The organism is Streptacidiphilus carbonis, from assembly GCF_000787775.1.
Classification (GTDB): domain Bacteria; phylum Actinomycetota; class Actinomycetes; order Streptomycetales; family Streptomycetaceae; genus Streptacidiphilus; species Streptacidiphilus carbonis.
In genome coordinates this window covers 19,465-32,567 of sequence record NZ_BBPM01000064.1, presented here as the reverse complement: position 1 = coordinate 32,567, position 13,103 = coordinate 19,465, and the positions used below count along the sequence as shown (strand labels likewise).

Genomic DNA, 13,103 nt, shown 5'->3' with positions numbered 1-13,103 from the left:
CAGTTGTCCCGCATTCGGCGAAGGGCGCGGCAGGGGCGCGGCACACGCTGCCGCGCCCCTGCCGCGCGCTCGGAGTCACTCTTCCGAGCCAATGCTGGCCTGCGGAATGATCGCACCGCGGCCGGGGCGTGGAATCATGGCGGCAACAGCCACCAGCCGAGGGGGAGAACCGGATGGCGGATCGATGGGACGAGCGGCGCGGCGACGACCGGGAGCCCGATGAGCCGCGGCGTGCCGCCGAGCCGATCAGGGTCCTGGTCGTGGACGACCACGCGCTCTTCCGGCGCGGTCTGGAGATCGTCCTGGCGCAGGAGGAGGACATCCAGGTCGTCGGCGAGGCGGGGGACGGCGCCGAGGCCGTGGAGAAGGCCGCCGACCTGCTGCCGGACATCATCCTGATGGACGTCAGGATGCCGCGCCGCAGCGGTATCGAGGCCTGCACCTCGATCAAGGAGGTGGCCCCGAGCACGAAGATCATCATGTTGACGATCAGCGACGAGGAGGCCGACCTCTACGAGGCGATCAAGGCGGGGGCCACCGGCTACCTGCTCAAGGAGATCTCCACCGACGAGGTCGCCACCGCGATCCGGGCGGTCGCCGACGGCCAGTCGCAGATCAGCCCCTCGATGGCGGCGAAGCTGCTGACCGAGTTCAAGTCGATGATCCAGCAGCGCACCGACGACCGCAGGCTGCTGCCCGCACCGCGGTTGACCGACCGGGAGTTGGAGGTGCTCAAGCTGGTGGCCACCGGGCTGAACAACCGTGACATCGCCAAGCAGCTCTTCATCAGCGAGAACACGGTGAAGAACCATGTCCGCAACATCCTGGAGAAGCTGCAGCTGCACTCCAGGATGGAGGCGGTGGTGTACGCGATGCGGGAGAAGATCCTGGAAATAGGCTGAGCGGATCCGCTACTGGAGCAGTTTCTCCAGTGGGGCGCGCAGCGCCTCGTCGTCCAGCCGCTCCACCCTGACCGCGTCGCAGCCGACCCACTCGGCGGCCTCGCGCAGTGCCTGGGCCAGCGCGGGCAGTGCCCTGGCCGAGTCCAGCGACACCTGACGGGCGATCAGAGTGCGTCCCTCGCGGGCCGGATCGACCCGCCCGACCAGCCGGCCGCCGGCCAGCAGCGGCATGGCGAAGTAGCCGTGCTGCCGCTTCTCCCTGGGCGTGTAGGCCTCCAGCCGGTGGCTGAGTCCGAAGATCCGCTCGGTGCGGGCCCGGTCCCAGATCAGTGAGTCGAACGGGGACAGCAGCGCGGTGCGGTGCCGGCCGCGCGGCTCGGAGTCCAGGGCCGCCGGATCGGCCCAGGCCGCAGCCGCTGCGCCGCCCCGGCCCCAGCCCTCGACCAGCACCGGCAGCAGGCCGCTTTCGGGCAGCGCGGCGGTGACCTGATCGGCCTTCAGCCGGTGGTAGTCGCTGAGGTCCTTGGCCGTGGCGACGCCCAGCGCCGCGCCGGACTGGCGCACCAACTGCCGTACGCACGCGGCGTCGTCGGGTTCGGAGCCGAGCAGCTCGGCCGGGACGGCGCGCTCGGCCAGCTCGTAGACCCGCTTCCAGCTGCGGCGTTCGGCGCAGACCACCCGGCCGGTGTCCAGCAGCCATTCCACCGCGATCTTGGTCTCGGACCAGTCCCACCACTCGCCGCCCTTGCGGGCGCCGCCGAGTTCGGTCGAGGTCAGCGGTCCGTCGCCGGTCAGCCTGGCCAGCACCTCGGCACAGGAGCGCTCCGCGTCCTCCATCCGGTGCCAGCGGTGGCCCCGGGCCAGGAAGGCCCGGCGCCGGAAGGCGAACAGCGGCCACTCCTCGACCGGCAGTACGCAGGCGGCGTGGGACCAGTACTCGAAGGAGGCGCCGCCGCCCCAGTAGGCCGCCTCGACGGCGGGGCGCCCTACCGCGCCCAGACGGGCGTAGGGCACCAGCTCGTGCGAACGGGCCAGCACCGAGATGGTGTCCAGCTGTACCGCGCCCAGGTGGCGCAGCACACCGCGCACCCCGCCGCGCCGGTCCGGCGCGCCCAGCAGCCCCTGGGCGCGCAGGGCGATGCGGCGGGCCTGGTCCGCACTGAGGGTGAGCACGGCTGCGGGGCTGGAGTCGGTCATGGGGCCAGCGTAGGAGCTGCCACTGACAACACCCCCTCACTGACAACACCCCCTGCGGGTGATCGGAACCGAACAGCTGAGTGGAGATCACCCCGCAAGGGTGAGCTTTGGCCCGCAGTCGCCGGTAAGGGCCGCAGCCGCCGTATTCGGGCTTCTAGCATATGAACGCAACGCCACGCACCGCAGTCGCACCGGAACCGGAAGTGACGGCGGCATGGGGGCTCGGCGGGCGCTGACAGTCGCGGGGGCGGCGGGGGAATCCACTTCTTTCAACTCTTTCCATTGAGGCGCGGGTATCGCGCCCATCCGTACTTCGGCATGCCCGCTCAACCGCGGGCTGCCTCTGGAGGGGACGACATGGGTCGTAGGACCCTGGGTCGCAGGACCCGATGGGCCGCCGCGTTCACCGCGGCGGGACTGCTGGCGGCGGTGGCACCGGCCGCGGGCGCGCACGCGGCGACCGCCGCGCAGCGGATCGACCTCAGAGTGCTCGTCGTCGACGACGGCGGGCCGGCCACGGCCGCGATCATGAACGAGATGGACATCTCCGGTACTCCCTACACGGTGGTGAAGCTCTCCGACGGCAACCGGCCGACGATCAATGCCGCCTTCCTCAGCGGCACCGTCAACGGGCAGGCCGAGGGCAGGTTCCAGGCCGTGGTGCTGCCCAACAACGACCCGTTCGCGGCGGGTTCAGCGGAGATGGCGGCGCTGACCGGCTACGAGCAGGCCTTCGGCGTCCGCCAGGTCGACGCGTACACCTACGCCCAGCCGGCCGTCGGGCTCAACTACGCTGCGGACCCCGGCTACATCGGCTCGCTGGACGGCGTCACCGGGACGGTCACCGCGGCCGGGCTGGCCGGGGCGTTCCGGTACCTCAAGGGGTCGCTCCCGTTCGAGGACAACGACCCGGGCGTGGTGGAGAGCTACGGCTACCTGGCCACTCCGCTGGCCACCCAGGCGGCCGGGGCGACCTTCACGCCGCTGGCCACCGCCCCGATCCCGGGCAGCAGTTCGCCGGGCGTGCTGGCCGGCGAGTACGACCACGGCGGCGTCTCCGAGCTGGTGCTGACCTTCGCCTACAACCAGTACCAGCAGCAGTACCGGCTGCTCGCCCGCGGCATCGTCGACTGGATGACCCAGGGCGTCCACCTCGGCTACGACCGCAACTACTACGAGCAGCACATCGACGACGTCTTCCTGCCCGACGACCGCTGGAGCTCCACCGCCAAGTGCACCCCCGGCGACGCGGCCTCGGCCTGCAACGGCACCCCGGCCGAGTCCACCATCCGGATGACCGCGGCCGACGTCGCCTACGCCCAGCAGTGGGAGCAGGCCCACAACTTCACCTTCGACTTCCTCTTCAACGGCGGGGGCAGCGACGAGCAGGTCGCCGGGACCGGATCGGACCCGCTGCTGACCGCGCTGACCTCGGCCAAAACCTCGTTCCGCTGGGTGAACCACACCTACGACCACCCGTTCCTCGGCTGCGTCCAGAACACCGCCACGGTGCCCTGGTCCTGCACCGCCAACGCCGACGGCAGCACCGCCTGGGTGAGCGAGTCGACCATTCAGACCTCGATCACCCAGAACCAGCAGTGGGCCGCCAAGCACGGCTTCAGCACCGACAGGACCGAGCTGGTCACCGGTGAGCACTCCGGTCTGGCCACGCTGCCGCAGCAGCCGGTGGACAACCCCAATCTGGCCCCCGCTCTGTCCGCCGCCGGGGTCAGGTGGACCGGCAGCGACCACTCCCGCGAGGCGGACCAGCGGGCGGTGGGCTCGGCGCTGACGGTGCCGCGCTACCCGATGAACGTGTACTACAACGCCGGTCACACCAATGACGAGGTGGACGAGTACAACTGGCTGTACACCAGCACCGCCCAGGGCGGCAGCGGCCTGTGCACCGCCAACCCGGCCACCACCACCTGCCTGCCCGCGCCGCTCGACGAGAGCAGCGGGTACAGCGGCTACATCGCGCCGCTGGAGGCGCGGATCGACCTCGGGCACATCATCGACAACAGCCCGCTGCCGACCTACGCCCACCAGTCCAACCTGGCCGAGGACCGGATCCTCTACCCGGTGCTGGACCAGATCTTCGGCAGCTACGCCGAGCTCTTCGCCGCCGACGCGCCGATCGTCAACCTGCGCGAGTCCGCCATCGGCACCGAGCTCCAGCAGCGCACGGCCTGGCAGACCGCGGTGAAGGCGGGGACCGCCGCCGGCTACCGGGTCGGCAGCACGGTCACGATCACCTCGCCCAGCGGGGTCGCCGCCCAGGTCACCGCCCCCACCGGCACGGTGCAGCAGCAGCTGCTGGGGACCAGCGCCTTCGGCAGCGCCTATGCCGGGGAGCTCTCCGGCTGGGTCAGCCCGGGGCTGCTGCAGAGCGGTGTCACGCTCAAGCTGAACGCCGCCGGAACCCCCGCCGCCCCGGCGGCCGCGGCCGGTACGGCCTCGACCCCCAGCAGCAGTCCCAGCAGCACCCCGAGCAGCACCCCGAGCGCCGGCTCCAGTACGCCGCCGCCCACCGGCAGCACCACCCCGGTGGTGCCCAACGGGGTGAAGAGCCTGGTGCCGCTGACCGTCGCCGGGGTCAGCAAGCTGATCGGCGCCCTGCTCTGACGCTCTGACGGAGAACCGCAGCCATCCGACCGGACCGCGTCCGGGGCCCGCCGAAACGCCGGGCCCCGGACCCGCCGCGCCGTCGCCACCGCCGTCGAGTTCCAGGGGGAACGCAGCGATATGTACGGACCAGGATCAGGACCAGGACCAGTGGAAGTCACCCTCCTCACCGAGGGCACCTATCCCTATGCGCACGGCGGGGTCAGCGTCTGGTGCGACCAGCTCGTCCAGGGCATGCCCGATGTCCGCTTCCATGTGCTGGGCATCACCGGCAGCGGCTGCGAGCCGCAGGTGTGGAAGCTGCCGCCGCAGGTCGCCTCGGTCAGCTCGGTCCCGCTCTGGGGGCGCACCCCCGGCGGCTCCGCGCCGCGCGGCCGGGACCTGCGCCGCTTCCTGGCCGGCTACGAGCGCTTTCTGCTGTCGCTGCTGGACCAGGACTTCGAGCAGCACTTCGCCGACGAGCTCTACGAACTGGCCGAGTTCGCCCTCACCGGCGGCTCGCTGACGGCGGCGCTGCGCACCGAGGGCGCGCTGCGCTCGCTGCAGAAGCTGTGGCAGCGGCCCTTCCTGGCGACGCATGCCTCCCGGCCCACCGTCCAGGACGCGCTGGAGGCCACCGACCTGCTGGAGCACGCGCTGCGGCCGCTGACCGTGCAGCCGCCCAGCCGGGGCGTCGCGCACGCGGTCACCGGCGGTCTCGCGGTACTGCCCGGGCTCACCGCCAGACGCTTCCACGGAGTGCCGCTGCTGCTCTCCGAACACGGCATCTACCTGCGCGAACGCTACCTCGGCTACCGCTCGGCGCCGTACCGCTGGCCGGTGAAGGCACTGATCCTGGGCTTCTTCCGGCTGCTGGCCACCGAGGGCTACCGCGGCGCCGACCTGATCACCCCCTGCAACCGCTACAACCGCCGCTGGGAGGAGCGCGGCGGCTGCGATCCACGGCGGATCCGCACCGTCTACAACGGCGTCGACCCGGAGCTCTTCCCCTACGCGGGCCCGGAACCCGACGTGCCGACGCTCAGCTGGGCCGGGCGGGTCGACCCGATCAAGGACCTGGAGACCCTGATCCGGGCCTTCGCCCTGGTCACGGCGGAGGTCCCGGATGCCAGGCTGCGGCTGTTCGGCGCGCCGCCGACCGGCGGTGAGGCCTACCAGGACCGCTGCGTGGCGCTGGCGGCCGAGCTCGGCGTCGGGGCCGCGGTGAGCTTCGAGGGGCGGATCGACACTGTCCGGCACGCCTACGCGGCGGGCAGCGTGGTGATGCTGTCGAGCATCTCCGAGGGCTTCCCCTTCAGCCTGATCGAGGCGATGGCCTGCGGCCGGGCCACCGTCTCCACGGATGTCGGCGGGGTGCGCGAGGCCGTCGCCGACACCGGCCTGGTGGTCCCGCCCAGGGACCCCGAGGCGATGGCACGGGCCGCCGTCGGCCTGCTCCGCGACCAGCGGCGCCGGCAGGAACTGGGCGACGCCGCCCGGGCCCGGGTGATCGAGCAGTTCACCCTCGGTCGGACCGTGGCGACCTTCCGCACCGTCTACGAGGCGCTGCTGGAGGACCCGACCATGCTGTGGTCGCCCGCCGGGGATCCGGCGCCGCTCCGCAGCCGGATGGCGGCCACCGCATGAGCGCCGTGCTGGAACTGCGGCCGGGCATGCGGCTCGATCCGCTGCCGACCGCGCTGCCCCGGCCGAGCGGACCGATGGATCCGGCCGCGGAGGCGGCGCTGCGCTTCGGCAGCGTCGCCGCGGCCGCGGTGCACCCCTTCGAGGTGGCCGCCGCCATCGAGGCGGAGGGGGTGACCGACCGTCAGGTCCAGCGCCGCTACGGCCGATCGGACGCTTTCGAGCTCGCGGAGGAGCTCTACGCGGAGACCCCGCGCAGCTACCCCGAGCCCCGGGCCGCCGTCTCGCCCTGGCACTCCCCGCTGTCCACCGGCGTGCTGCGCGGCTGTCTCTACGCCCTGCCCGGGCTGGCCTTCCCGCTGGGAGCCCCGATGCTCTCCGGACGTCCGGACGCCGGCGGACTGCCGCACGGGACCTTCGCACTGGCCCTGTCCGTGCTCCTCAACTGGGCCTGGAACCAGGCGCTGGCGCACCGGACCCACGCCCGGCTCGGCCGGGGCCAGCGCCGCTCCGGCGGCTGCTGCCTGTTCCGCGGCGCCCTCGTCGGCACGGTGCTCGGGCTGCTCGGCGCCCTGGCCGGGGTGCTGGCGGCCGGCCACGACGGCGCCGGCGTGCTGCTGTTCTGCGCCGGGCAGTCGCTCTACCTCGGCGCCTCCTGCGTCCTGCTGGTGCTGGGCCGGGAGCGGCTGCTGCTGCGCGCACTGGCCCCGGCCGCGCTGGGCGGGGCCGCAGTGCTGCTGGGCCTGTTCCGGCCCACCCCGTGGACGGCGCTGCTGCTGTTCTGCACCCTAATGCTGACACTGCGTCAGGCCCGGCGGGAACTGCGCGCCTGCCTGGCGGACCGTGACGGTGACAGCGCCGTCGAGCCGCTGCCGCCGCTGCGGTCCTCGCTGCCGCACGGGCTGTTCGGCATGGCGATGTCACTGCTCACCCTGGGCATCGCGCTGCGCGGCGGCCATCTCGACCTGGGCCCCATGGTGGCGCTCACCATCAGCATGGGCCCGGCCGAGTGGCTGCTGTACGGGTACCGCAACCGGATCCACGGCGCACTGCGCGCCGCCCGCACCGCGCGGGGGTTCGCCCTGCTGTCGGCCCGCTCGATGGCCGTCGGCCTGGCCGGCTACCTGGCCCTGCTGGCGGTCCTGGGCGGTGCGGCCGGAGCGGCCGACGCCGGGGACCCGCTCTGGTCGCAGCTGCCGGGCCTGCTCGCGGTGGGCGCGACCATCTGGACGGCGCTGCTGCTGCAGGCGTTCGGGCTGGCCTGGGCCGCCGCCGCGGTGTGCACCCCGGCGGCGGCGGCCACCCTGGCCGGGGCGACGGAGCCGGCGGTGGGAGCGGTGGCCGCGGGGCTGCTGCTGGCGATCGCCTGCTGGTCGCTGGGCCGGGTCACGGTGCACAGGTGAGACTGCATCGGTGGGACGGTATTGGTGGGACCGAGTGATCGTGGGAGCGATGAGCACGACTGTTGAGACCGTTGAGACTGCCGAGGGGAACGCGGGTGCGGACATGGACGAGCACCGGCTGCTGGTGCCGCTGTACGTCTACCCGGGGGCCTGGGCGGAGACGGAGACGCGGGCGGGCAGCGGCCTGCGCGCCTGGGAGGCGGTGGCCTCGCACGCGGCCGAGGTGGCCTGGGTGGTGTTCAACCCGGCCAGCGGCCCCGGTGCGGAGCGCCTTCCCGAGTTCGCCGAGGCGGCGCGACTGCTGCGGGCGGCCGGGGTGTCGCTGCTGGGCTATGTCGACACCGACTACGCCCGGCGGGCCCACCACCAGGTCGTCGAGGACCTGGAGCGCTACCAGGAGTGGTACCCGGTGGACGGCGTGTTCCTGGACCAGGTCCGCACGGAGCGGGAACTGCTGCCGCACTACCGGCGGTTGGCGGTGGCGGCCCGGGCACTGGACGCCCCGCAGGTGGTCCTCAACCCGGGGACGCACCCCGACCCCGGCTACGCCGAGGTCGCCGACGTGGTCGTCACCTTCGAGGGCGACTGGGCGGCCCACCGCGAGCTCCTGGTGCCGGAGTGGACCGCCGACTTCCCCGACCGGCGCTTCGCGCACCTGGTGCATGGCGCTCCGCCCGGCCGCTGCGGCGAGGTGCGGGACACGGCGCCGGCCCACGGCGCCGGCTACAGCTACGCCACCACCGGGAGCGGCGACAACCCCTGGTCGGTGCTGATGGACACGCTCCTGGAGCCGGTAGCGCAGGTCAGCCGGTGAGGCGGCGCGCGGCCGTGCTGGGCGCCGGACTGCTGCTGGCACTCGCCGGGTGCACTTCCGGCGGCCCGCCGCACTCCCAGGACGGCGCGCCGACCGCGACCGCGCCCGTACCCTCGTCCTCCGCACCCGTATCCGCACCCGCACCGTCCGGCCATCGCTGGCAGCCGGCCCCCGGCACCAGTTGGCAGTGGCAGCTCAGCGGCACCGTGGACACCGGTGTGGACGCGGCGGTGTACGACGTCGACGGCTTCGACACCGGCGCCGCAGTGGTGGCCGCACTGCACGCCAAAGGCCGCAAGGCGGTCTGCTACATCAACGCCGGCGCCTACGAGTCCTTCCGCCCCGACCGATCCGCCTATCCGGCGGCGCTGCTGGGCTCCGGCAACGGCTGGCCGGGCGAGCGCTGGCTGGACATCCGCCGCCTCGACGTGCTGAGGCCGATCCTCGGCAAGCGGTTCGACCTGTGCCGGAGCAAGGGCTTCGACGCGGTGGAGCCCGACAACGTCGACGGCTACCGGAACGACAGCGGCTTCCCGCTCACCGCCGCCGACCAGCTCGCCTTCAACCGCATGGTCGCCGCCCTGGCGCACGCCAGGGGACTGGCCGTCGGCCTCAAGAACGACCTGGACCAGCTCCCGCAACTGGTCGGCGACTTCGACTTCGCGGTGAACGAGCAGTGCGCCGAGTACCACGAGTGCGAGCAGCTCAGCCCGTTCGTCCAGCAGCACAAGGCGGTCTTCGAGGCCGAGTACAACCTGCCCACCAGTGCCTTCTGCGCCCGGTCCGAGCGGCTCGGCCTCAGCGCCGTGCGCAAGCACCTGGACCTGGACGCCTGGCGCCAGACCTGCTGAAGGCCGGGCTCAGCCCAGGGCGGTCGGAAGAGGGGACGGAGGAGTGGACGGCGCAGTGGACGGCGCAGTGGACGGCAGGTCGGACGGCAGCAGCGAGCCCAGCCAGGCGTCGACCTTGGCGCCGCGCAGGTCCATCCGGGAGCGCAGGGTGCCCTCCATGGTGAAGCCGACCTTCCTGGCCACCGCCCACGACCCGTCGTTGCCGACGGCGGCCAGCCACTCCATCCGGTGCGCGCCCAACGTCTCGAAGGCCCAGCGGCACATGGCGGTCGCAGCCTCGGCGGTGTAGCCGCGGCCGCGCTGCTTCGGGGCGGTCCAGTAACCGATCTCGACGATGCCCTTGGGACGTGTCAGCCCCTGGTGCAGCCCGATGGACGAGACCAGCTCCCCGCCGTCCCTGGTGAAGGTGCCGAGGTTGAACAGGGTCTCGTCGCGCCATCCGTCGGCGCAGACTTCCTCGACGAAGACCCGGGCGTCCTCGCGGGTGTAGGGGGTCGGCACCGGGATCCAGCGCTGGATGGCCTCGTCCTGGCAGGCCGCCGTGATGGCGTCGAGGTCGTCGCCGGTGAGGGGGCGCACGGTCAGCCGGGCCGTTTCCAAGATCACGGGTTCCATCGACCGAGTATGCACCAGGCGGCCATGGAGTCGCCTCAGGATTTTTTCATGTCCGTTTTGTTCACTGTTGGACGGACTGGCCGACCCACTCGGGAGAGTGACACCCAGCTGGTCTGCTGACGGACCTCCCGACCCGCTCGTTTCCTCGCATACGATGGCCACGCGGTGGTGCGTCTCCATCGCCGGTGCGCGAACCACAAGTGCACAGACCGCCCAGTGCCAGCCCAGGCAAGGAGCCAGCCCACGTGTCCGTCTTCGACAAGATCCTGCGCGCAGGCGAAGGAAAGATCCTTCGCAAGCTGCACCGCATTGCCGCCCAGGTCAATTCCATCGAAGAGGACTTCGTCAACCTGACGGACGCCGAGCTGCGTGCGCTCACCGACGAGTACCGGGAGCGCCTCGCGGACGGCGAGTCCCTCGACGACATCCTCCCCGAGGCGTTCGCCACGGTGCGCGAGGCGGCCAACCGGACCCTCGGGCAGCGGCACTACGACGTCCAGATCATGGGCGGCGCCGCGCTGCACATGGGATATGTGGCCGAGATGCGCACCGGCGAGGGCAAGACCCTGGTCGGCACGCTCCCCACCTACCTGAACGCGCTGTCAGGCAAGGGCGTGCACCTGATCACCACCAACGACTACCTCGCCGAGCGCGACTCGGAGTGGATGGGCCGGGTGCACCGCTTCCTCGGCCTCGAGGTCGGCGTGATCCTCGCCAACATGAGCCCGGCCGAGCGGCGCAAGCAGTACCTCTGCGACATCACCTACGGGACCAACAACGAGTTCGGTTTCGACTACCTCCGCGACAACATGGCGTGGTCGCAGGAGGAGCTGGTCCAGCGGGGCCACTACTTCGCCGTGGTCGACGAGGTCGACTCGATCCTGATCGACGAGGCCCGCACCCCGCTGATCATCTCCGGCCCGGCCGACCAGGCCACCAAGTGGTACGGCGACTTCGCCAAGCTGGTCACCCGGCTGAAGCTGGACCGGGACTACGAGGTCGACGAGAAGAAGCGCACCGTCGGCGTGCTGGAGGAGGGCGTCACCCGGGTCGAGGACTACCTGGGCATCGACAACCTCTACGAGTCGGTGAACACCCCGCTGGTGGGCTTCCTCAACAACGCCATCAAGGCCAAGGAGCTCTACAAGAAGGACAAGGACTACGTCGTCATGAACGGCGAGGTCCTGATCGTCGACGAGCACACCGGCCGTGTGCTCTCCGGCCGCCGCTACAACGAGGGCATGCACCAGGCGATCGAGGCCAAGGAGGGGGTGGAGATCCAGAACGAGAACCAGACCCTGGCCACCATCACCCTGCAGAACTTCTTCCGCCTGTACGACAAGCTCTCCGGGATGACCGGTACCGCGCAGACCGAGGCGGCCGAGTTCCACCAGATCTACAAGCTGGGCGTCGTCCCGATCCCGACCAACAAGTCGCCGCAGCGCACCGATCAGCCGGACCTGATCTACAAGTCCGAGCCGGCCAAGTTCGCCGCCGTGGTCGAGGACATCGTCGAGAAACACGAGAAGGGCCAGCCGATCCTGGTCGGCACGACCAGCGTCGAGAAGTCCGAGTACCTCTCGCAGGAGCTGCGCAAGCGCGGCGTCCAGCACGAGGTCCTCAACGCCAAGCAGCACGAGCGCGAGGCCCAGGTGGTCGCCCAGGCCGGGCGCCGCGGCGCGGTCACCGTCGCCACCAACATGGCCGGCCGAGGCACCGACATCATGCTCGGCGGCAACCCCGAGCACCTCGCCGCCGCCGAGCTGGCGCAGCGAGGGCTCTCCCCGGTGGACACCCCCGAGGAGTACGAGGCCGCCTGGGGCGAGGCCCTGGACAAGGCCAAGGCCGCGGTCAAGGCGGAGCAGGAGGAGGTCCAGGACCTGGGCGGCCTCTATGTGCTGGGCACCGAGCGGCACGAGTCCCGCCGGATCGACAACCAGCTCCGCGGCCGCTCCGGCCGTCAGGGCGACCCGGGCGAGTCCCGCTTCTACCTGTCCCTCGGCGACGACCTGATGCGGCTGTTCAAGGCCGGCATGGTCGAGCGCGTGCTGTCGATGGCGAACGTGCCGGAGGACGTGCCGATCGAGTCCAAGATGGTCACCCGCGCCATCGCCTCCGCGCAGACCCAGGTCGAGCAGCAGAACTTCGAGATCCGCAAGAACGTCCTGAAGTACGACGAGGTGCTGAGCCGCCAGCGCGAGGTCATCTACGGCGAGCGCCGCCGCGTCCTGGAGGGCGAGGACCTGCGCGAGCAGATCGACCACTTCATGAACGACACCGTCGACGCCTACGTCAAGAACGCCACCGAAGAGGGCTTCGCCGAGGAGTGGGACTTCGACAAGCTCTGGCAGGCGCTCGGCCAGCTCTACCCGATCGGCCTCAGCGTCGAGGAGTTGGAGAGCGAGGACGGCGACCGTGCCGGAATCACCGCCGACCTGCTCGCCGAGGCGATCAAGGAGGACCTGCAGGCCAAGTACGTCGAGCGGGAGGAGCAGCTCGGCGAGGCCGTCATGCGGGAGCTGGAGCGCCGGGTGGTGCTCTCGGTGCTGGACCGCCGCTGGCGCGAGCACCTCTACGAGATGGACTACCTCCAGGAGGGCATCGGCATGCGGGCGCTGGCCCAGCGCGACCCGCTGGTCGAGTACCAGCGCGAGGGCTTCGACATGTTCGCCGCCATGATGGAGGGCATCAAGGAGGAGTCCGTCGGCTATCTGTTCAATCTGGAGGTCCAGGTCGAGCAGCAGGTCGAGGAGGTCCCGGTGGCCGAGGACGGCAACACCGTGGTCCTGGACAAGGCCCCCGAAGACGCTCGCCCGGAGATCCGCGCCAAGGGCCTGGAGGCGCCGCAGCGCCCGGACCGGCTGCACTACACCGCGCCGTCGGTCGACGGCGAGGGCGGCGTGATCGAGGGCGACTTCAGCACCGCCGACGGCGTCGAGGACGAGGTGGGCGACGAGGGCGGCACCCGCGCCGAGCGCCGCAAGGCCGCGAAGGGCCGCCGCCGGAAGAAGTAGTACTGACCGGCGTCCGAGGAGTTCCCACGGCATGGCGGTTCACCACCTGGTCTCCAGGG

The 13,103-nt window shown here is 71.5% G+C and carries 9 protein-coding genes; 7 read left to right on the top strand and 2 right to left on the bottom strand.

Translation table 11 applies throughout. The annotated features are described in order from the left end of the window. Window positions 1-173: 173 nt before the first annotated feature. Entirely contained in the window at window positions 174-902 is a 729-nt protein-coding gene (locus tag TR46_RS32230) for a response regulator (protein ID WP_042408912.1), read from the top strand. Window positions 903-911: 9 nt separating this feature from the next. On the opposite strand, the gene TR46_RS32225 is transcribed toward TR46_RS32230, so the two are convergent. Beyond that, window positions 912-2,099, bottom strand: a complete 1,188-nt coding sequence (locus tag TR46_RS32225; RefSeq protein ID WP_042408909.1) for a winged helix-turn-helix domain-containing protein — start codon at window positions 2,097-2,099, stop codon at window positions 912-914. Between the two features lie 357 nt (window positions 2,100-2,456). Here TR46_RS32225 and TR46_RS32220 point away from each other — a divergent pair, with 357 nt between their 5' ends. The 5 genes from TR46_RS32220 to TR46_RS32200 all read left to right on the top strand — a co-directional run bounded on the left by TR46_RS32220 (window position 2,457) and on the right by TR46_RS32200 (window position 9,415). Continuing rightward, window positions 2,457-4,724 (top strand): hypothetical protein, encoded by a 2,268-nt coding sequence (locus tag TR46_RS32220; RefSeq protein ID WP_063770722.1) that lies wholly within the window; start codon window positions 2,457-2,459, stop codon window positions 4,722-4,724. 120 nt (window positions 4,725-4,844) lie between these two features. Continuing rightward, complete coding sequence (gene pelF / locus TR46_RS32215) at window positions 4,845-6,350, top strand: GT4 family glycosyltransferase PelF (RefSeq protein WP_052433281.1); 1,506 nt, start codon at window positions 4,845-4,847, stop codon at window positions 6,348-6,350. Further along, a complete protein-coding gene (locus TR46_RS32210; RefSeq protein WP_042408933.1) occupies window positions 6,347-7,750 on the top strand; it encodes a hypothetical protein in 1,404 nt (467 codons plus the stop codon). Before pelF ends, TR46_RS32210 begins: the two co-directional genes overlap by 4 nt. 49 nt (window positions 7,751-7,799) lie before the next feature. Next, a complete protein-coding gene (locus TR46_RS32205; protein WP_236655618.1) occupies window positions 7,800-8,564 on the top strand; it encodes a spherulation-specific family 4 protein in 765 nt (254 codons plus the stop codon). Next, window positions 8,561-9,415, top strand: a complete 855-nt coding sequence (locus tag TR46_RS32200) for an endo alpha-1,4 polygalactosaminidase (protein ID WP_042408903.1) — start codon at window positions 8,561-8,563, stop codon at window positions 9,413-9,415. The genes TR46_RS32205 and TR46_RS32200 overlap by 4 nt, the downstream gene beginning before the upstream one ends. Window positions 9,416-9,424: 9 nt before the next feature. On the opposite strand, the gene TR46_RS32195 is transcribed toward TR46_RS32200, so the two are convergent. Further along, window positions 9,425-10,030: a GNAT family N-acetyltransferase gene (locus TR46_RS32195; RefSeq protein WP_042408900.1), complete on the bottom strand. Its 606-nt coding sequence runs from the start codon at window positions 10,028-10,030 to the stop codon at window positions 9,425-9,427. A 245-nt stretch (window positions 10,031-10,275) separates the two neighbouring features. On the opposite strand from TR46_RS32195, the gene secA reads away from it, so the two are divergent. Then, on the top strand, window positions 10,276-13,044 hold the full coding sequence (gene secA / locus TR46_RS32190; protein ID WP_042408896.1) for a preprotein translocase subunit SecA: 2,769 nt from the start codon (window positions 10,276-10,278) through the stop codon (window positions 13,042-13,044). Window positions 13,045-13,103 lie beyond the last annotated feature (59 nt).